The organism is Agitococcus lubricus (assembly GCF_003051055.1).
In the GTDB taxonomy this organism is placed as follows: domain Bacteria; phylum Pseudomonadota; class Gammaproteobacteria; order Pseudomonadales; family Moraxellaceae; genus Agitococcus; species Agitococcus lubricus.
The window spans coordinates 204,763-225,426 of the sequence record NZ_QAON01000005.1; the positions used below are offsets into that span (position 1 = coordinate 204,763).

Below are 20,664 nucleotides of genomic sequence, written 5' to 3' on the forward strand. Positions count from 1 at the left end.
ATTAGAACCGTGAGTTAACGAATTTTAAGCGTTGTCAAACCCAGTAATACCAGCATAAAGCTGATAATCCAAAAGCGAACGACGACTTTGGTTTCTGGCCAGCCTTTTAATTCATAATGATGATGAATGGGTGCCATACGGAAGATACGTTTACCTGTTAATTTATATGAACTGACTTGTAACATCACAGAGACGGTTTCCATCACAAACACCCCGCCCATGATAAATAAGACAATTTCTTGGCGCACAATCACGGCAATTACCCCTAGGACTGCACCTAAGGCCAATGCCCCCACATCCCCCATAAACACTTGTGCAGGATAGGCGTTAAACCATAAAAAACCCAAACCTGCGCCAATAATAGAACCACAAATGACAATTAACTCACCCGAGCCCGCAACATAAGGAATGTGTAAGTATTGGGCAAATTTGATATTGCCTGATAAATACGCAAAAATCGCCAATGCGCCTGCCACCATCACAGTTGGCATAATCGCTAAGCCATCTAAGCCGTCGGTTAAATTCACCGCGTTACTACTGCCAACAATCACTAAATAGGTCAGCAAAATATAAAAAATACCCAAAGGTAAGACGAGGTCTTTGAAAAAGGGAAAAATTAAGGTTGTTTCAACGGGGGTTTTAGCCAAGTAATATAAAGCACCTGCGGCAGCAATACCGCCCACCGACTGCCAAAAATATTTCCATTTAGCGGGTAGGCCGCGTGAGTTTTTCTCGACTACTTTACGGTAGTCGTCAACCCAACCCACTGCACCAAACACCGTCATGACGCCTAATACAATCCAAATATAGGGATTACTCAAATTTGCCCACAGCAAGGTGCTGATAGCAATTGCCACTAAAATCAATGCCCCACCCATCGTAGGTGTGCCTGATTTAACTAAATGTGTTTGTGGGCCGTCGGTACGTACCGCTTGACCAAACTTTAGTTTGCGTAAATATTCAATCATCCACGGGCCAAACCACAAGGCAATCCCTAAAGCCGTTAAAATACTTAACATGGCTCTTAGCGTTAAATAATTAAAAACATGAAAGCCTTTATAATATTGGGCTAAAAAATCTGCTAACCACAGCAACATAGACGTTGCTCCTTTTGACAATCTTTACTTAAACAGGGATATCGCCACCCTAAAGAGGCGTGCTTATCTTGAGCACGGTTAGGTTCTAAACAGCCACAAAGGCTTGCACTACAGATTCCATACGTGCGCTACGTGAGCCTTTGACTAAAACTGTGACCGCCTGCGCCAATTCTGACTTCAATGCGTCAATGAGCGGCGCATGCTCGATAAATACCTGTGCGTTATCCCCAAATCCTGTGGCAAGCTCATGAGCATAAGCACCAACAGCATACAAAGCATCAATCTGTTTGGCACGCGCATACGCCCCCACCTCTTGATGAAGAGCAGCTGCATCTGCCCCCAATTCTCCCATCGCCCCCAAGACCACGATTTTACGCCCAACACATAACGCCAACTCATCTATTGCGGCTTTCACAGAGTTGGGATTTGCATTGTAAGTGTCATCAATCAGGGTAAATGGCTGGCAACGATGTAACACCATACGGCCTGCCGCACCCTGTGCCTGATTTAAGCCCTGTTGGATATGGACTAACGATAAACCACAGGCCCACGCCAAACAGGCAGCCGCCAACGCATTAGCGACATTATGTTGCCCGATAAGTTGTAGTTGAATGGGGATAGATTGTTGGGCAATATGCAAATTAAATTGATATGCCCCACCTGCGCCACGTTTAATGTCAGTTGCAAAGACATCTGCCTGTTTATTAACAGAAAAATTGATTATTTTACGGCCTGCACATAATTGGCGATGGTAATCGGCATACTCATCATCGGCATTGATAACAGCCGTTCCACCTTCCACTAAGCCCGAAAAAATCTCACCTTTGGCTTTAGCAATCCCTGCTCGACCACCAAACCCTTCTAAATGTGCCGTGCCAATATTGTTAATCAGTGCCGCATGCGGTTGAACCAGCCCTGACGTGTAGGCAATTTCACCTTGATGATTCGCTCCTAACTCAAATACGCCATATTGATGTTCAGCCTGTAGGCGTAATAAGGTTAATGGCACGCCAATATCATTATTTTTATTGCCCAAGGTGGCTAAGGTTGTGCCTGCTTGTCTAAAGATACTTGCAGTCAACTCTTTAGTCGTTGTTTTGCCACTGCTTCCCGTAATCGCAACACGCACTAAATCAAATTGCTCACGCCATGCTTGTGCTAATTGACCTAAGGCTTGATGGCTATTGGTGACCACAATTTGCGGAATCGCCAATGCAGGTTGATGACGTGTGACAATTGCCGCAACAGCCCCTGCCGCCACGGCTTGCTCAACAAAGTCGTTGGCATCAAACTTTGCCCCACTGAGCGCAATAAATACATCGTTTGCTTGAATAGCACGTGTATCGGTAGAAAACTGGTAGACATCCAAGTCGTGACCAATGAGCTGTCCTTGTGTTTTTTGGGCAATGACACTTAATTTCATAACGTTCTCATCGATAAAAAAGCTGACACCTGAAGGCTAAACGGCAGATATTTTTAATAGTTGCTCTACTATCTGCGCATCATCAAAGGGATAACGCACCCCTTGTATTTCTTGATAATCTTCGTGACCTTTACCTGCCACTAAGACCAAATCCCCCGCCTGTGCATGGCTCAGGGCATAACGAATCGCTTGCTCACGGTCAGCGATAATCACCATCTGATGCGGTTGATTAATACCCGTCACAATATCGGCAATAATGGCATCTACCGCTTCACTACGCGGATTATCGGCGGTAATAATCACTTTATCCGCTAAACGACTGGCAATTTCACCCATAATGGGCCGTTTGCCACGGTCTCGGTCTCCACCACAGCCAAACACACACCACAGATGCTGATGTGTATGCTCACGTAATGTGGATAACACTTTTTCCAAAGCGTCGGGCGTATGTGCATAGTCTACGACAACGGTGATATCTGCATTGGTTAAACATTGCATACGTCCACGCACAGGTTGTACATGGCTAAGGGCGTCAACGGCTTGTGTTAAGGGTATCGAAAAACTTAACAAGCCTGCTAATACCGCCAAGATATTACTGACATTAAAACGCCCCAATAGACGTGTTTGTAATTCAACCTGTCCCATCGGAGTTTTAATCGTTAAGCACAAGCCTTGTAACGAAGGTTGAACGGATAACGCAACAAAATCAGCATCACGTTGGGCATGTTGACTATATGTCCAACAACGGACATTCGGTGCTAATCCCACCATAAATACCTGACTCGCAGGGTCATCGGCATTAAAAATGGCGGTCTGTAAGGTTGGCCACCGAAATAACAAGGCTTTGGCTTGCTGATAGGCTTCCATCGTCCCATGATAATCCAAATGGTCGCGCGTTAAATTGGTAAAAATCGCTGTTTGTATACAGGTTGCATTTAAGCGACCTTGTTCTAAACCGTGCGAACTGGCTTCTAAGGCAACCACTTGTACGCCTGCTGCTTTGAAGTCAGCCAGTTTTTTTTGTAGCTGTAAGGCATCTAAGGTGGTGTGTGTGGATGGCTGAATTGCTCCGATGACCCCATTCCCTAATGTACCTAAGACGGCCGATTTTAGTGCGAGAAAATCACACGCATGGGCAAATAATTGGGCACAACTGGTTTTACCATTCGTGCCTGTGACGGCTAATACACTTAGGTCTTGACTAGGCGACTGGTAAAAGCGCGCCGCAATTTGCCCTAAATATTGAGGCAAATCGGCAATACAAATCACGGGTACTTGTGCAATCGCATAATCGGTTTCTTCACTGTGGGCTAAGACCGCGACTGCTCCTTGTGCAATGGCTTGGGGAATATACTGCCGTGCATCATGCTTGAGTCCCCGTAAGGCAATAAAAACATCGCCCGCTTGCACGGCCTGACTGTTGGCAGTTAAGCCAGAAACCAAAATCTGCTGATAAACAGGTGGCGTATTTGGCCATAATGCAGCTAAGGCGGGCATTAAGTCTCTCCATCATCCATTGGCGCAGGAACATCCAGTGCGGCTGGAGGTGTTGTTGTTTTAATTGCTTTCATGGGGACAGGCGCTTCTAAAGGCTTGTCTAACGGAACGTTCATTAAACGTAAGGCCTCACCCATCACGGTTGAGAATACAGGAGCGGAGACCGCGCCGCCATAGTAACCTTCATTACGCGTACTAGGCTCATCAATGACGACTGCCATCGCAATTCTGGGCTGACTCATGGGCGCAAAGCCAACAAACAGAGCTTTATATTTACCTGGCTCATAACCGCGACCGTTTTCTTTGGGTTTACGCGCTGTACCTGTCTTACCGCCAACCCGATAGCCTGGTACGGCTGCTTTAATCGCCGTACCGTCACTTGATACCACTGACTCCATCATCGGAAAGAGTTGGTCGGCAATTTGTTGGCTAATTAAACGTGTGCCTTGGGGGGGATGGGTAATTTTCGTAAAACTAATGGGTAATTGAACGCCATGGTTGGCAATCGTGGCATAGGCTCGAATCAATTGTAAAACCGTTACCGCTACCCCATTACCATACGACATCGTAGATAACTGCACAGGCTTCCATTCACTACGTGCTTGGATACGGCCTCTAGATTCACCCGGAAAACCACTGCCCGTCACTTGGCCAAACCCAAAACGCTGGAAGAAGGTAGGCAAGGCTTCTGGGGGTAAAGATAAGACAATCTGTGTCGTACCGACGTTACTCGACTTAGTGATAATAGTACCCAAATCAATGACACCATAATTATGGTGGTCACGTACGGTATGATTTAACACGCGCATCGAGCCTGGATTGGTATTGAATTTACTTTCGGGCGTATATTTGCCACTTTCTAAAGCTAAGGCAACTGTCATCACCTTCATGGTTGAGCCAGGCTCAAACATGTCAATCACCGCGCTATTACGTAACTGCTTTAAGGTAACGCCCTGACGGTTATTGGGGTTATAGCTGGGCTGATTCACCATCGCCAACACTTCGCCTGTTTGTACATCTAGGGCAATTAAATAACCTGCTTTGGCTTCACTTTTAGCAACCGCTTCCGCCAGTGCACGATTTGCAACATATTGAATACGCGCATCAAAACTCAAAAAAATATCTTGCCCTGCTTTGGCGGGCTTTAACTGGGCAATATCTTTGACTTTATGGCCTTTACGGTCACGAATCACTTGCTGCTGACCTGACTCACCACGCAATACTTTGTCGTACTGTAATTCAATACCTTCTTTACCGTGGTCATCTAAATCGGTAAAACCAATCACATGCGCGGTAGACTCTCCTTCAGGATAATAACGACGGTATTCGGTAATACCATAAACTGCAGGAAAATCCCGCTCTAATACCACTTGCGCTACATCAGGTGCCATGTGCCGTTTTAAGTATAAAAATTCTTTTTTGGGATTTTTATAAATACGATTTGCAAGGTCAACAGGGTCTAAACCAATTGCCGAAGCCAACGCATTCACGTCTAAAATGACAGGTTTTTTGGGGTGTTTTTCTTGGGGGTCTGGATGCGCCAACTCATAGATTTCTTTGGGGTTAATCCATAATGAGGTGACGGGCGTACTGACGGCCAAGGGCGTACCATTTCGGTCCATAATCATGCCACGGTGGGCATTGATTGTTTCCACACGTACCATACGTGCGTCACCTTGGCGACGTAAAAAATCCTTATCAATAATATGCAAATACGTTGCACGTGCTGCCATCGTGGCAAAAATCAATACCAAAATGACTTGTAGTAATAAGTGACGCCCCGAAAAATCTTGGTTATCTTTTTGCAGAGTGGGCAACTTAGGTAAACGCCATTTCATGGTTGAACCATCACAATATCATGTAAATTTGCAGGCTGCATTTGTAATTGGCTTTTCGCAATTTGGTCAACATTGCCATAAGCCCCCCATGAATGTTGTTCTAATAGCAATTGTCCCCATTCTACGTCTAAGGCCTTACGTTGCTCTCTTAGCTCTTGTAACTCCTGTAAGGCTTCTCGCGTATGATGCACACTAAACGCAACGGCTATCGCAGAGCCTATCACGGCAATCACTAAAATGATGGCAACTATCGCATCAAAACTGGGATGAAAACTTTTTTTTAACCACGACCACATCATGATTCATACACCGCTAATTTTTGAGCAACCCGCAGATGGGCACTACGCGCACGCGGATTTTCTTTCACTTCTTCGGGGCTTGCCGCCACTTTTGCTAATATTTTCACGTGTTTTTTCAGCTCAGAGGCGCGGACAGGTAGTCCACGTGGCAAATCATCGCCTTTCGCTTGTTTTTGCAGAAACTGTTTCACTAAACGGTCTTCTAAAGAGTGAAAGCTAATCACGGCTAATTTACCCAGTGGCTTTAAGGCTAACAAACTCTGTGGCAAAAAGCCTTGAATATCGTCAAGCTCTTGATTAATGGCAATACGAATCGCTTGAAAACTGCGAGTGGCAGGATGCTTATGCCGCTCCCATGCAGGATGAGCAGCCGCTACAATCTCCGCCAATTGTTTGGTACTGTGAATCGTTTGCTGAGTTAAGGCATGCTTAATCGCTTTGGCAATACGACGACTATAACGCTCTTCCCCGTATTGGAACAAAACATCGGCCAATTGAGTCTCACTGACTTGCAGTAGCCATTCTGCGGCACTGATACCACGTGTTGTATCCATACGCATATCGAGCGGGCCATCGTTCATAAAACTAAAACCACGGCTTGCATCGTCTAACTGTGGTGAAGACACCCCTAAATCGGCCATCACACCATCAATCAGGCCAACTAACTGCATCGCTTCCAAGCGCGATACTAATTCTGCAAAACTGGCATGAATAATCTGAAAACGGCTATCTTCTTGCATCAGCTGCTGACCTACCGCAATCGCGGCTGGGTCTTTGTCAAAGGCAATCACCGTGGCTTCTGCGCCTAAACGGGCTAATAACGCTCGGCTATGGCCTCCACGACCAAAGGTTGCATCAACATAAATACCATTTTCTGTCCCAAGAATGGCATCGATTGTTTCATGCAATAACACAGATTGATGCACAAAAGGACTATTCATAAAAATTAAGACATGGATAGAGGGGATAATGGGGATTAGGCTATTGCCATACAGTTTATTTTTAGCACTTAAATCGTTGATAAAGATAGGATAAAACGATACAGCCTAAACCGAAAACTATAGGGAGCACTTGAGTAGACGTCAAGTAGGTAAAGAAAAAAATGAGAGTCAGCCGATAAGCTGGGTTCTGTCGAGGACGGTCATTCCTCTAGGCGTATAGTCACCTATACGCTCAAGCAACCTACCCGCATCCAGCGCGGGCCACGCCAAAGGATGCCTATTTGGTCTTGCTTCAAGTGGGGTTTACCCTGCCGCTCCTGTTGCCAGTTGCGCGGTGCGCTCTTACCGCACCTTTTCACCCTTACCTGCTTGGTGTTTGCACACCAAACATCGGCGGTTCAGCTCTCTGTTGCACTTGCCGTCAGCTCACGCTGCCTAGGCGTTACCTAGCACTTTGCCCTACGAAGCCCAGACTTTCCTCCCCCTTTGCAGGCGGCGACCGTCTGGCCGACTCTCAGGCGCGCAAGGATAACAGGCTTTATCGGATAGACAAGTGATTTCCACGCTTTTTACATATTATTCGGCTTTTGTCTGTAAGACTAAGGCTCTATCATACAAAGCGTTCTTTTTATGGCCTGTTAACTCTGCCGCTAATTGCGCACAGGCTTTAATCGGTAAATACTTTAATAACTTTAACAGTAAGGCATCTAATTCTTTTTGTGCCATCAAGGTGGAATCTTCGGGTGCGCCTTCAACGACTAAGACAATTTCTCCCCGTTGCTGATTGGTATCCGACGCCACAAATACGCATAATTCAGCTAATGTGCTTTGTTTAATGGTTTCAAAGGTTTTGGTTAATTCTCTGGCCAACACCACACGCCTATCTGCCCCAAAAATTGCTGCCATATCTTGCACACACTCCAAAATACGATGTGGTGCTTCATAAAAAATCAAGGTTCGGCTTTCATTGGCTAAGGCTTTTAATTGTGTTTGCCGTTGACTGGCTTTAGCTGCCAAAAATCCTTCAAAACTAAAACGGTCACTGGGTAAACCTGCTGCCGATAAGGCAGCAATCGCTGCACACGCTCCCACCACAGGCACGACTTGAATATGAGCGTGATGGGCTGCCGCGACCAAACGATAACCAGGGTCACTAATCAGTGGTGTGCCCGCATCTGAAATTAAGGCGATGTGCTCACCCGCTAATAACTGCTGTATCAAACGTTGTACTTGATTGGCCTCATTATGGTCATGTACCGAGACAAGTGGCGTATTGATACCTAAAAACTGTAAAAGTCGGCTGGAATGTCGTGTATCCTCGGCAGCAATCACCGCCACCTGTGCTAATACGTGTGTGGCTCGTTTCGTTATATCATCTAGGTTGCCGATTGGGGTAGCAACCACATACAGTATGCCTGTCATCATTAGGAACTCGATTATGTCTTGGATTCGCGCATTGGGCCTTAGTCTAGCTCTACAGAGTAGCCTCTGTGTTGCAGGAGAAATTAGCGTATTATTGCCATTATCGGGCGCAACGGCTAAAGCAGCAGAAAGCATACGCAGTGGGTTATTAGCCGCCTATTATCAATCGCTTAGCCAACAAAAAACCAGTGATAATCTCGTTTTTTATGATACCTCCGCTTATAACGACATTACCCCACTGCTCGAAAAACTGCGTAATACCGACACCAAACTGATTATTGGCCCCTTGTTAAAAGAGCATGTGGCACAAACGCTCTCTAATCCACCCTTAGTCCCTACACTGGCACTCAACCGCGTCACGCAGGCCAATGGAGCGTATATTTGGCAGTTTGCTCTCGCACCTGAAGAGGAGTTTGCGCCGTTAATCAACCTTATGCAAAGTCAGCATATTAAAAAAATCAGAATCTTAGCCGCTAACGACAGTAACAGTGAGCGGTTACGTCAAGGTTTTGAACAAGCATGGCAAGCGCAAGGCGGGACATTACTCCCAACGTATGTACTGAATCAAACCGAACAAGATGGTTTAACGCAGAGTATTAAACAACTTATCGCCGAAAGCCAACAACAAAAAACGGAGGCCTTTTATTTGGCCAGTCCCCAACTGGCTGCCTATGTTTTACCCTTGCTCAATTTTTATCAACGCAATCCCTTACCGATTTATAGTTCGTCACAAGCCTATGATGCCGAAAAATCCTTACTCGAGCGTCAAGACCTGAATGGCTTATTTTTTTGTGGTACGCCGTGGGTGATTCAACCTGAGCGTTGGCCAAGTAATCAAAGTTTGAGAGATGAATTTAGCCCCGAAAATAGCAGTTATGACCGTTTAGCGGCATTTGGTGCGGATGCTTGGGTGGTAAGTCAATTACTGAGCTCTGCGCCTAAATCCGCATTACAAGGGCGAACAGGTATACTGGTCTTAAAAGACGGACAAGTCGCACGTACCCCACTCTGTGCGGAGGTTATTAATGGTAAAGCCAAAGCTCAGTCGACAACAACTGGGACAACGCGCTGAACAACTCGCCTGTGATTATTTACGCAGCCAAGGCTGGCAACTGGTGTGCACAAACTATCATTGTACAGGCGGTGAAATCGACTTGGTGATGTCGCAAGGACACATATTAGCGTGTATAGAAGTCCGTTATCGTTCAAGCCGAGCCTATGGTTCAGCACTCGAATCCGTGAGCTTAACGAAACAAAAAAAAGTGCTGATTGCTGCCCAACACTTTTTACATCATCATGTTCAATTTCAATCCTTTGCAGTACGATTTGATGTCATCGCCATACAAGCAGACGCAGACGGGGAAACATTGGATTGGATTCCCCATGCCTTTAGTTGCTGATTAATGGGATTATTTAACCTAAATGAGTACGCATACTATGTTAAAACAGTTAGTTATAACGGTTTTGATTGTTAATTTAACAGGCTGTGCACAAATGCTGGCTGCAGCGTCTGGCTCTCAACCCGTCGGCGCAACAGAAGGCCAACGCACCTTGAGTCAACGGATAGAAGACATCAGCATCGAAAAAACGGCAGCCATTAACTTATACAAGGCCGACCCACAATTCAAAAATGCCCATGTCGTCTTTATGAGTTTTCATAGCAATGTCTTAATTGCGGGGCAAGTTCTTAATGCCAAACAAAAACAAGTCGCCGAAGACACGGTGCGTGCCATTGGCGAAGTCAAACAAATCCATAATGAGCTTAGTATCAGTCCACAAATCAACCCCTACTTAGGCCGCGCGAAAGACAGCATTATCAGTGCCCAAATTAGCACCAGCCTCACTTTTGCCAAAGACTTTCCGAGTAGCCAATGCAAAGTATTAGTTGAGGAAGGCACGGTGTATTTGATGGGGAAGCTGACACGTGCGCAAGCAGAACAGGCTATAGGTTTGATTAAAAACGTTCAAGATATTAAGAAAATTATCAAGATGGTGGACTATTTGGATTAACAAAGCGGTTGATTTCATCGAAATCAACCATGTGGCTTAGGGGCTGTTAACCCTATTTGACGATGGTCAAACTGGGGCGCCCCGTCGATTTAGGACGCTCTGCCTCTACATCGCTCATAGGTGACGTGTCACTGGAGATAGACTCTAAGGTGACCGTTGGTGTGGCTGTTGTCGTTGTACTTTCTGTCACTTCCTCAAACTCTTCATGGCTATCAAAAAACATACCCTGACCATTTTCACGGGCATATACCGCTAATACCGCCACCATCGGAGCATAAATTGCCATAGGGACACCGCCAAAACGTGCCGAAAAACTAATGTCCTCATTACGGACAAAAAAATCTTTGACCGCATGCGGTGCAATATTGAGTACAATTTTGCCATCTTTAATGTGCTGTATAGGCACACGCACTTGAGGATGAGTCGCATCCAACAATAAATATGGGGTGGCATTGTTATCAACAAGCCATTCATACATCGCTCTCACTAAATAAGGGCGGCTGGGAGTCATAATCTATCCTCAAATATATACACAATGTGACATGGGCACATCAAACAATCAGTGACGCATATTGCGTTCTACAGCCGTCAAACTCGTGACAAAGGATTCACGACTAAACAGCCGCTCCATATAACGCAATAAGGGCTTACAGGGTTTTTCGGGTAAATCAATATGCATATAGGCTAAACGCCACAGAATTGGCGCGAGCATGGCATCTGCAATCGAAAATTCATCGTTCATAAAATATGGCTTTTCGGCAAACACAGGCGCTACGCTAATTAAACTGTCACGTAGGGTCTTACGCGCTTGCAGCACGCGCTCATCATTACTGTCATGTAAAATAATGTCCACCAAGCTACACCAATCACGCTCTATTCGATACGCTAACTGACGGGTTAAAGCGCGTGCGGCGGGATACGCAGGTAATAACGGCGGATGCGGAAAACGCTCATCTAAATATTCCATCATGACCTTAGACTCATACAAACATAAGTCTCTATCCACTAAGGTTGGTAAACTATTGTAGGGATTGAGATGAGCCAAGTCTTCGGGTTTATGATGGGGATTGACCGAAATCAATTCCACAACCGCTTCTTTTTCTGCCAGTACAATACGGATACGATGACTATAATGGTCACTGGGGTCAGAATAAAAGGTAATCCCCGCACGTTTAGCCGTCAAGCCCATACTCTACTCCATTCTTTTTACGATTTATTTGAAAAACGATAATTTAGGGTCTGAAATCACATTGATAGTAGGTGCGACGTAGCAACAGCCGCTAAGGTGACACGCCGATATGGTCAACAACCCACACACGCAATTGGCTTATTCTAAACTAAAGCCCTGCGCTTGGCGGAGTTTTTCTCAAATTGTTTAGAGGCTGTTGCGTTTTGGATTGTGGTTGCGAACACGCAAAACGTCAACAGCCCCTAGGCAAGTTTAGGTATTAGCCCAACCATTCCCTAAAAAAAAGGGTGACATTGAGTCACCCTTTTTCAGCGTTAGTCAATTTATTTGACATCTTTCCAGAACTCTTTATTCAAGAGATACACAGGAACAAATAAAATTGCTAAGAAGGCTAAGACCCACCAGCCTAAACGCTCGCGCTCAGTACGGATTGGCTCGGCCATATAGGTCATAAAGTTAACTAAGTCACCAACAGCCACTTTATAATCATCTGGCCCTAACTCTAACTCTAAACTGTCTAACACATGAGGCATCGCCACGTCTTTGAAGACGCGATTATTGACACCCCAAGGACGTTTGTCGTCAGGATAGAAATTAAGCAAATAAGTATAAACCCAATCTGGACTACGCAAACGCGTCTCTAAGCTCAAGTCAGGTGGCGCATTACCAAACCATTTCGCTTGGTCTTTTTTGTTGACCTTCGTATCCATGCCATCACCGATTTTATCAGTGGTAAACATCATATACTCTTGAACTAATTTAGGGTCGATTTCTAAATCGGTCGCCATACGCTCATAACGCAAATATTTGGCACTATGACAGCCTAAACAATAGCTAATAAAAATTTTAGCACCGTTTTGTAAAGACTCTTTGTTGTGCAAATCGACAGGTGCTTTATCACACTTCGCTAAAGTGCCACAAGCACCACCACCACCCGCTAAAGCGAAGGCAGGGCTTAATAACAGGGCGAATAATAAAAAGAACTTTTTCATTAGTGATTACCCCCTGTCACGCGTTTAGGTGGCATCTTGCACGTCTCGATAGATGTATAAATTGGCATCAACAAGAAGAACAAGAAATATAAGATGGTGAATATTTGTGACATCAATGTGCTAACAGGCGTTGCAGGTACTACACCTAAATAACCCAAGCTAATAAAGCTCACCACAAAAATACCCAACCAAACTTTGCTCATCCAACCTTTATAACGCATGGATTTGACAGGGCTCTTATCTAACCACGGCAAGACAAAGAGAATGGCAATCGCTGCCCCCATCGCAATCACACCACCTAATTTAGACGGTACAGCACGCAAGATGGCATAAAATGGGGTGTAATACCAAACAGGTGCAATATGTTCAGGCGTTTTTAAGGGATTTGCTGGGTCATAGTTTGGTTTCTCTAAGAAGTATCCACCACCATCTGGGAAGAAGAAAATCACTAAAGAGAAAATAAATAAGAACACAACGATACCGACCAAATCGTGTACGGTGTAGTAAGGATGGAAAGCAACACCGTCTAAGGGAATGCCATTTTCATCTTTTAACTTTTTGATATCAACGCCATCTGGGTTATTAGAGCCAACATGATGCAAGGCCACTAAATGCATAAACACCAAACCAACGAGAATCAATGGGATAACCGCAACGTGAATCGCAAAGAAACGGTTTAAGGTTGCACCAGATAGCAAGTAATCACCACGCACCCATGTCACTAAAGCATCACCGACGACAGGAATTGCGCCCGCTAAATTAAGAATTACTTGTGCGCCCCAGTAGGACATATTGCCCCACGGCAATAAATAACCAAAGAAACCTTCGGCCATTAAACACAAATAAATGGCCATACCAATTAACCAGACTAATTCACGTGGCTTTTGATATGAACCATAGAGCAAACCACGGAACATGTGTAAATAAACAACCACAAAGAAGGCGGACGCACCCGTGGAATGCATATAACGAATTAACCAGCCATACTCCACGTCACGCATGATATATTCGATAGAGTCGAATGCACCTTCAGCGGTTGGGCTGTACATCATGGTTAACCAAAAACCCGTCAATAGCTGGTTGACTAAAACCACCATTGATAACACACCAAAGAAATACCAGAAGTTGAAGTTCTTTGGCGCATAGTATTTGGACATATGATATTCATAAGTCTCAGTCGCAGGAAAACGCGCATCAACCCATGACATCAAATTAGAGAATAACTTACTCATTATGCCTCCCCAATGAGGACAACACCGTCACTCAGGTATTTATAGGGTGGGACTTCTAAGTTGATTGGTGCAGGAACACCCTTATACACACGACCCGCCATATCATAGGTAGAACCATGACAGGGGCAGAAGAAACCACCACGCCAGTTTTGGCCTAAATCTGCTGGTGCAACCTCAGGACGATAGGTTGGCGAGCAGCCTAAATGGGTACAAATACCCACCAAGATGGCATACTCAGGTTTAATTGAACGATATTCGTTTTTCGCAAAATCTGGTTGCACAGATTCATTGGACTCTGGGTCGCGTAAATCCCCTGCGACTTTCTTCAAATCAGCCAAGGCTTCTGGGGTACGACGTACCACCCACACTGGCTTACCACGCCACTCCACCACCATTTGCTGGCCTGGCTCTAATTTACTTAAGTCAGCCGTTACCGGTGCACCCGCAGCTTTTGCTTTGGCACTTGGATTCCACGACTTCACAAACGGAGTAACTACAAAGCCTGCACCCACTGCACCCATCGCAGCCGTTGCACCTAGTAGTATCCGTCGGCGACTTTGATTTACGCCGTCAGTACTCATTCACGTACTCCCACAAGCAAGCACAAATAGGCCGTGTAGCTCATCACTACAAAGCCCACCAAAAAACCCCGCAAGTCTAAAGAATTTAACGTATTGTTACAAGAAAAAACCACAAAGAAGAAGGGGATTTGGTGTGCTTTTGAGTTTATAACAATTTTATAAGACTTAAAAATAACAATCCCCAGACAAGCCGGGGATTGTAAACAATATCGCGGAGCGGATTAACGCTTGGAGTATTGTGGACGTTTGCGAGCTTTGCGTAAACCCAATTTTTTACGCTCAACTTCACGAGAGTCACGCGTAACAAAGCCAGCTTGACGCAAGGAGGCCTTTAAGGTCTCGTCGTATTCGACTAATGCACGTGTAATACCGTGACGAATGGCACCCGCTTGACCACCCATACCACCGCCAGCGACAGTGACATTGATATCAAACTTATCAGCACCTTCGATTAACTCTAAAGGCTGACGTACAATCATACGTGCAGTTTCACGCGCAAAATAGATATCTAAGCTACGACCGTTTACAGTAATGTTGCCTGTACCTGCTTTTAAGAACACACGGGCAGTAGCAGTTTTACGACGGCCTGTGCCGTAGTTTGTTGTTGCTGTCATAGGTCACCCATTAGATGTCTAAAGCTAAAGGTTGTTGGGCAGCATGTGGATGCTCAGCACCACCATACACTTTTAATTTGCTGAACATGGCATAACCCAAAGGACCTTTAGGTAACATGCCTTTCACTGCATTTTCTAACACGAGTTCGGGCTTTTTAGCGATTAACTTGTTGAAAGTTACGCCTTTGATACCACCTGGGAACTCGGTGTGACGCCAATACATTTTTTGCTCGCCTTTGTTGCCAGTAACTACCAAGCCACCTGCATTCACGACGATGATGTAATCCCCTGTATCAACATGAGGAGTATATTCTGGTTTATGTTTGCCACGCAGACGGCTGGCGATTTCGGAAGCTAAACGACCGAGAGTCTTGCCAGAAGCGTCAACGACATACCAGTCACGCTTAACCGTTTCCGGCTTCGCACTGAACGTTTTCATTGCTACAACGCCTTTTAAAGTTCAAATAATGGACAGGACTTAGGCATAACAAGGGAGCCAGTGGGATTAGCCGCGTAAGCCCTACAACGTAAATACTCGCAGTTTGTGTTAGCTAGTCTGCTATCTACAGTTAAAAATACTGAATTTAGTCTAATGAACAAAAAACCAGCAAATTACTGACAAAATGCGAGCGGTAAAAATAGAACGCGGATATTACTCAAGCTACAGTCATTTGACAACATAAAACTGTGTTTTATTGGCGAAAAAGTCTACTTTTACGATGGCTGATAGCTAATTGCCAACGGCTGATGGCCATGTTGTAGCAACCACATTTCTTGGAAAGTATGACGAGCTGCCCAGCCCACATCTTTTAGAAAGCTGGCATTGATAGCCGCGCCAATTGCTGCCCCCACAATTGGGACAATATTTAAGGCTTTTCGCTTGGTCAGGTTAATCCCAAGTTGTCCTGCTAAATCTTTTAAGGCAATGACTAAAGCCTCTTTGCCCATTGAGCTAAATGCTGCCTGCTGAATTTGTGCCCATGTTTGCTGATGTAACATTTGTTTAATTGCCACCAAACTGACGAGAGCTGCTTCTTTTTCTTTGAAGGAATTGGCACTCGCCAAACTAAAGACGCGTAAAGCCACTGCCCGTCCTTCTTCACCTTTCAATTCAAAACCATAACATAAAGCGGTTTGATAAATGGTGCGCAATGCTAAGGTGGTGAGGGTAGGAATATCTAGTGCTACTCCCACGAGGCCTGTCGCACCTGTCACACCGCCTTCAGCGGCAGCCATCGCAATGGCATAATCGTGTGTCGTGTTGGCTAATTGGTCACACACCCGTAGGTCAACATGAAACAACTGGCCAATATGGTCGATATGTGCTTGCTTCAAAATCGCGTCTGGATTAGCCAATTTTTCGCCCGCACTACAGGCCATTTCTAAAGCCGCCTGTAAGGCCGAATCAGGAATAATACTGCCGACTAATTTTGCAGCAGGCGTGACCGCAAAACCCAGTAAATTTGCCGCTACCGTTGGTTTTTGTTGTTGCCAACGGTATATGGTTTGAAGTTGTTGCTGTTCGTAGGACATCATCAATACCTCACTGGGCTTCGACTTAGCTCAACCACAAAGGGTTTACTGAGCGGCGTCGAAGGAAAAACTAAACATCAACAGGCACTATGGCAAATGCGGTAGCTCTAAATATTCCTGCGACTGCATTTCTTGTAAACGACTGCGCGTACGCTTGATTTCAAAATTCAATTTACCCTGACTATATATCTGTTCAATACTGGCTTCTGCCGTGATGATTAATTTCACCTGACGGTCATATAACTCATCAATCAAATTGATAAAACGCCGTGTTGCATCATCGTTTTTTTCCCCCATTATCGGGACGTTACTCAGTAATACCGTGTGATACTCTTTGGCAATTTCAATATAATCTGAGGCACTACGCGGCTTTTCACACAACTCGGCAAAATCGCACCACAATACATCCTCCGTACGGGCGCGCACATTCACGATGCGCTCATTGATGATGACGTCATCTAAGTGAGTAGTCGTACCTTGCGCTAACTCGGTAAAACTTTGCTGCATCACACGTGCTGCTGCTTCGTCTAGTGGATGATGATATAACTCCACATGCGTTAACACACGCAAACGGTAATCAATACCTGAGTCTACATTTAATACCTGACAATAGGTTTTAACTAACTCAATAGCAGGCAAAAAACGTTCCCGTTGTAAGCCATTTTCATAAAGCCTATCAGGAATGATGTTACTGGTCGCAACAAGGGTCACACCACGAGCAAACAATTGCTCAAACAACCCTTTTAATAACATGGCATCGGTAATATCGGTGACAAAAAACTCATCAAAACAAATCACCACGGCATCGGCTTGAATACGGTCAGCGACTTTTTCTAAGGGATTTTTCTCACCTTTTAACTCATTTAACTCTTTGTGTACCCGTTGCATAAAACGGTGAAAGTGCATACGCAATTTACGTCTAAACGGTAGCGCCTCACAAAATAAATCCATTAAATAGGTTTTACCACGCCCCACGCCCCCCCATAAATATAGACCATGAACGGGCTGTTGCATTTCTTTAGCTAATTTTCTACGTCCTAAACCTTTACGCGTTTGTGATGCTTGATAACGCTGCGTCAATACGTCATAAATTCGTTGAAGCTCGTTGACTGCCGCTAATTGCGCCGCATCAGGCTGAAATGTGCCACTGGCCAAGTCTTGTTGATAACGGGCTAAAGGGCTTAAAGGTATCGTGTCCGCAGTACTCATACTCAATACAAATCCACATAAAGGTTAAAAAGCCATGTCATATAAAACGCAATTGACGATTTTAGAACAGGCCGCTACGGGGTATGCTGGCTAATAATTTGGCGTAACGCCACTAAATGGCCATGAAAAAAATGACTACACGCAGGGAGACGAATCGTGGTCAGTTGATGTGCCGCTGACCATGCCAATACATCGGCGACAGGCACGACTTCATCCGCTTCACCTTGAATCACGCGTATTTTTTGCGACTCTGCATTGAGATTGGGAAATTGATAATGATGGACAGGTGGCGCTAATAACCAAAGCTGCTGTAATTCTATAGAACTTGGTAGTTGTTGACTTGCCATCGCGGCAATAAATGAACCAAAAGAAAAACCAGCCAATATCAATGTCTTGGCTTGCGTTTGCTCTATCGCCCATGCAGTCACAGCTAAGGCATCATCGACTTCACCCCGCCCATAATCATGCTGTCCCTCACTGTCCCCGACTCCCCTAAAGTTAAAAATAACCGTCGTGATACCGTGGTCTAACAATGCCTTAGCCACGGTTGTCACCACTTTATTGGTCATCGTACCGCCATATAAGGGATGCGGATGGCAAATGACTGCGACTTGCCCCGTACGTGGAGTTGATGGTACTGTGAGACGTGTTTCAATGCGGCCAGCGCGGCCTTGTACATAGCTTGTTGCAGTCATAGTGATGATTAACAATCAATTGGACGTTAAATGTTATAGACTAGTTGTCTAAACGCCAAGATTTAATACGTTATTTTCAGCGCTTGCTTGAGGTTTGATAGACAATACAACCCTTATCAAACAGTTTATAAGACTGCAAAGACATCGCACATAGGACAAGTACAGACAACGTCGCATGTTAGCTATCGTCACTCGACATGCAACGTATGGCGTTGTGAGGACTTTGACCACAGACAGCCACGCTGAATCGTGCTAATGTGTCTCGAAAGTCTAGCTGAGCAAGCACTAGCAAAGGGGGAATTTTATGGGTTGGTTGTTGTATGTCCTAGTTTTTGCGGCTGGTCTAGCCATCGGCTATTTTTTACCGTTTTATCGCAATAACGATAGTCGTGTCCGTGAGCTAGAAGACCACTTAAAAACCTTACAAGCAAAATACGAACATTACCAAGAGACAGTGACCGCCCACTTCTCACACTCTGCACAGTTGGTTAATAACTTAACCAATGCTTACCGCGAAGTGCATGAGCATTTACAAAAAGGCGCACATGAACTTTGTGCTGACAATAAACGGCATACTGCGAGCAATCCTGCCACTGCCTTCCTAAGTCTTGAGTCGCCTAAAGATGCGTATCCTCAGCCCGTCAGTGCGGAAGATGATAAATTCTTGGCCACCATTGAACCACCACGTGACTATGCCACTAAAAGCCCACATGACAAAGGCACCTTAGATGAAGAGTATGGTTTCAAATAAGCGGACTCATTGCAATTAGGGATAAAAAAAGGCGGAAATTTCCGCCTCTTTTCGTCAGTCACCGCTTATTTAGCGGAATGACCTTTTAACTCTACTTTGGCACGGTCTTCTTTAGCAATACCTGCATAATACTTACGCAATACTTCTAATACTTCAGGACGGCTAAAGTTTTCTGGCACTTCTTCGTCTTCCGATAAGGCTTTACGCAACTTAGTACCCGATACTTTAACGTGGTTGTGCTCTTCATGTGGGCAAGTTTTGGTAGAGGCCATCCCACCACACGCATTACACCAGAAAGTCCAGTCAATTTTTAAGGGCTGAGTAATTAAGGCATCTTTGGGCAATTCATCAAAAATGTATTGCGCGTCAAATGGGCCATAATAATCACCCACGCCAGCATGGTCACGACCAACAATTAAGTGTGAGCAGCCATAATTTTGACGGAATAAGGCGTGTAATAAGGCTTCTCGTGGGCCTGCATAACGCATATCTAAAGGATAACCCGATTGAACGACGGTGTCTTTTTTGAAGTAATTATCAATCAACACACCAATCGCTTCTTGACGAACATCGGCAGGAATGTCGCCCGGTTTGAGTGCGCCTAATAACGAGTGAATCATCACGCCATCACAAATCTCAACCGCAATTTTGGCTAAGTATTCGTGTGAACGGTGCATCGGGTTACGGGTTTGGAAAGCGGCAATGGTTTTCCAACCTTTTTCTTCAAACAAAGCGCGTGTTTGTGCAGGCGTCATATACGTATCGGCATACTTAGTCGGGAACTCACCTTGCGATAACACTTTAACCGCACCACCTAAGTTGACGTCTCCTTGCTCCATCACCATTTTAACACCAGGGTGAGCAGCGTCTGTGGTACGGAAAACCTCTTGGCACTCTAAATTCTTGTCAATGCTGTATTTTTCGCTGACCGTCATTGTGCCCATGATTTCGCCAGTTTCACTATCAACAAGCGCAACATCCTCACCCAATGCAATCGTATCAGCCACATCTACGCTTGTAGACAAGGTAATAGGAATTGGCCAAAACAAACCGTTGCTTAACGTCATGTTGGTACAAACACTTTGCCAATCGTCTTTACCCATAAAGCCAGTCAATGGGGTAAAACCACCAATACCGAGCATAATTAAGTCACCGCTTTCACGAGAGCTAATTAAGACCTTTTTTAAGCCTTGTGCGCGAGTTTGCTCGGCAGCTAATGCTTCGCCTTCTAATAACAAAGGTAGGAGAACATCGCTACCATGTGGTTTTACTAATGACATAAAAATTCCTCTAAAACTTGCAGAGCAATAAAAAGGCAGTAATTATACGCGTTTTTAGTGA

At 45.0% G+C, this 20,664-nt stretch carries 22 protein-coding genes and 1 other RNA gene; 4 read left to right on the forward strand and 19 right to left on the reverse strand.

Annotation, left to right across the window (positions count from 1 at the left end):
• Positions 1-14 precede the first annotated feature (14 nt).
• From mraY to rsmI, 8 genes are all read right to left on the reverse strand, one after another.
• A complete protein-coding gene (gene mraY, locus C8N29_RS07265; RefSeq protein ID WP_107865388.1) occupies positions 15-1,097 on the reverse strand; it encodes a phospho-N-acetylmuramoyl-pentapeptide-transferase in 1,083 nt (360 codons plus the stop codon).
• A gap of 85 nt (positions 1,098-1,182) precedes the next feature.
• Entirely contained in the window at positions 1,183-2,520 is a 1,338-nt protein-coding gene (locus tag C8N29_RS07270) for a UDP-N-acetylmuramoyl-tripeptide--D-alanyl-D-alanine ligase (RefSeq protein ID WP_107865389.1), read from the reverse strand.
• Between the two features lie 36 nt (positions 2,521-2,556).
• Positions 2,557-4,017: a UDP-N-acetylmuramoyl-L-alanyl-D-glutamate--2,6-diaminopimelate ligase gene (locus C8N29_RS07275; RefSeq protein ID WP_107865390.1), complete on the reverse strand. Its 1,461-nt coding sequence runs from the start codon at positions 4,015-4,017 to the stop codon at positions 2,557-2,559.
• Positions 4,017-5,855 carry a peptidoglycan D,D-transpeptidase FtsI family protein gene (locus C8N29_RS07280; RefSeq protein ID WP_107865391.1) on the reverse strand — a complete coding sequence of 613 codons (1,839 nt, stop codon included), beginning with the start codon at positions 5,853-5,855 and terminating at the stop codon, positions 4,017-4,019. The genes C8N29_RS07275 and C8N29_RS07280 overlap by 1 nt, the downstream gene beginning before the upstream one ends.
• Positions 5,852-6,154, reverse strand: a complete 303-nt coding sequence (gene ftsL / locus C8N29_RS07285; RefSeq protein WP_107865392.1) for a cell division protein FtsL — start codon at positions 6,152-6,154, stop codon at positions 5,852-5,854. Before ftsL ends, C8N29_RS07280 begins: the two co-directional genes overlap by 4 nt.
• The gene (rsmH, locus tag C8N29_RS07290) at positions 6,151-7,095 is read right to left on the reverse strand and encodes a 16S rRNA (cytosine(1402)-N(4))-methyltransferase RsmH (RefSeq protein WP_107865393.1); all 945 of its coding nucleotides are present in this window, start codon (positions 7,093-7,095) and stop codon (positions 6,151-6,153) included. Before rsmH ends, ftsL begins: the two co-directional genes overlap by 4 nt.
• Positions 7,096-7,255: 160 nt before the next feature.
• Positions 7,256-7,610: RNase P RNA component class A (gene rnpB, locus C8N29_RS07295), an RNA gene on the reverse strand.
• Positions 7,611-7,671: 61 nt separating this feature from the next.
• Complete coding sequence (gene rsmI, locus C8N29_RS07300; RefSeq protein ID WP_107865394.1) at positions 7,672-8,517, reverse strand: 16S rRNA (cytidine(1402)-2'-O)-methyltransferase; 846 nt, start codon at positions 8,515-8,517, stop codon at positions 7,672-7,674.
• Positions 8,518-8,533: 16 nt separating this feature from the next.
• Here rsmI and C8N29_RS07305 point away from each other — a divergent pair, with 16 nt between their 5' ends.
• The 3 genes from C8N29_RS07305 to C8N29_RS07315 are packed head-to-tail and all read left to right on the forward strand — an operon-like array spanning position 8,534 to position 10,527.
• Positions 8,534-9,589: a penicillin-binding protein activator gene (locus C8N29_RS07305; protein ID WP_170106925.1), complete on the forward strand. Its 1,056-nt coding sequence runs from the start codon at positions 8,534-8,536 to the stop codon at positions 9,587-9,589.
• On the forward strand, positions 9,543-9,917 hold the full coding sequence (locus tag C8N29_RS07310; RefSeq protein WP_107865396.1) for a YraN family protein: 375 nt from the start codon (positions 9,543-9,545) through the stop codon (positions 9,915-9,917). The genes C8N29_RS07305 and C8N29_RS07310 overlap by 47 nt, the downstream gene beginning before the upstream one ends.
• A gap of 37 nt (positions 9,918-9,954) precedes the next feature.
• On the forward strand, positions 9,955-10,527 hold the full coding sequence (locus C8N29_RS07315) for a BON domain-containing protein (protein ID WP_170106926.1): 573 nt from the start codon (positions 9,955-9,957) through the stop codon (positions 10,525-10,527).
• A gap of 52 nt (positions 10,528-10,579) precedes the next feature.
• Here C8N29_RS07315 and C8N29_RS07320 read toward each other — a convergent pair whose 3' ends face one another.
• The 10 genes from C8N29_RS07320 to C8N29_RS07365 form a co-directional block, all read right to left on the reverse strand.
• A complete protein-coding gene (locus C8N29_RS07320; RefSeq protein WP_107865398.1) occupies positions 10,580-11,038 on the reverse strand; it encodes a ClpXP protease specificity-enhancing factor in 459 nt (152 codons plus the stop codon).
• A gap of 48 nt (positions 11,039-11,086) precedes the next feature.
• Positions 11,087-11,716, reverse strand: a complete 630-nt coding sequence (locus C8N29_RS07325) for a glutathione S-transferase N-terminal domain-containing protein (RefSeq protein WP_107865399.1) — start codon at positions 11,714-11,716, stop codon at positions 11,087-11,089.
• A 323-nt stretch (positions 11,717-12,039) separates the two neighbouring features.
• A complete protein-coding gene (locus tag C8N29_RS07330) occupies positions 12,040-12,708 on the reverse strand; it encodes a cytochrome c1 (protein WP_107865400.1) in 669 nt (222 codons plus the stop codon).
• Positions 12,708-13,916: a cytochrome b gene (locus tag C8N29_RS07335; RefSeq protein WP_107865436.1), complete on the reverse strand. Its 1,209-nt coding sequence runs from the start codon at positions 13,914-13,916 to the stop codon at positions 12,708-12,710. The genes C8N29_RS07330 and C8N29_RS07335 overlap by 1 nt, the downstream gene beginning before the upstream one ends.
• A gap of 23 nt (positions 13,917-13,939) precedes the next feature.
• Complete coding sequence (petA, locus tag C8N29_RS07340) at positions 13,940-14,521, reverse strand: ubiquinol-cytochrome c reductase iron-sulfur subunit (protein ID WP_107865401.1); 582 nt, start codon at positions 14,519-14,521, stop codon at positions 13,940-13,942.
• Between the two features lie 221 nt (positions 14,522-14,742).
• Positions 14,743-15,135: a 30S ribosomal protein S9 gene (gene rpsI / locus C8N29_RS07345; protein WP_107865402.1), complete on the reverse strand. Its 393-nt coding sequence runs from the start codon at positions 15,133-15,135 to the stop codon at positions 14,743-14,745.
• A gap of 10 nt (positions 15,136-15,145) precedes the next feature.
• Complete coding sequence (gene rplM / locus C8N29_RS07350; RefSeq protein ID WP_107865403.1) at positions 15,146-15,574, reverse strand: 50S ribosomal protein L13; 429 nt, start codon at positions 15,572-15,574, stop codon at positions 15,146-15,148.
• A gap of 275 nt (positions 15,575-15,849) precedes the next feature.
• Entirely contained in the window at positions 15,850-16,671 is an 822-nt protein-coding gene (locus tag C8N29_RS07355; protein WP_107865404.1) for an EcsC family protein, read from the reverse strand.
• An 84-nt stretch (positions 16,672-16,755) separates the two neighbouring features.
• Entirely contained in the window at positions 16,756-17,877 is a 1,122-nt protein-coding gene (gene zapE / locus C8N29_RS07360; RefSeq protein ID WP_107865405.1) for a cell division protein ZapE, read from the reverse strand.
• A 74-nt stretch (positions 17,878-17,951) separates the two neighbouring features.
• Positions 17,952-18,572 carry an alpha/beta hydrolase gene (locus C8N29_RS07365; RefSeq protein ID WP_107865406.1) on the reverse strand — a complete coding sequence of 207 codons (621 nt, stop codon included), beginning with the start codon at positions 18,570-18,572 and terminating at the stop codon, positions 17,952-17,954.
• 304 nt (positions 18,573-18,876) lie between these two features.
• On the opposite strand from C8N29_RS07365, the gene C8N29_RS07370 reads away from it, so the two are divergent.
• Positions 18,877-19,323, forward strand: a complete 447-nt coding sequence (locus tag C8N29_RS07370) for a Z-ring associated ZapG family protein (RefSeq protein WP_107865407.1) — start codon at positions 18,877-18,879, stop codon at positions 19,321-19,323.
• Between the two features lie 65 nt (positions 19,324-19,388).
• Here the strand turns inward: C8N29_RS07370 and sat are convergent, their stop codons facing one another.
• A complete protein-coding gene (gene sat, locus C8N29_RS07375; RefSeq protein ID WP_107865408.1) occupies positions 19,389-20,603 on the reverse strand; it encodes a sulfate adenylyltransferase in 1,215 nt (404 codons plus the stop codon).
• Positions 20,604-20,664 lie beyond the last annotated feature (61 nt).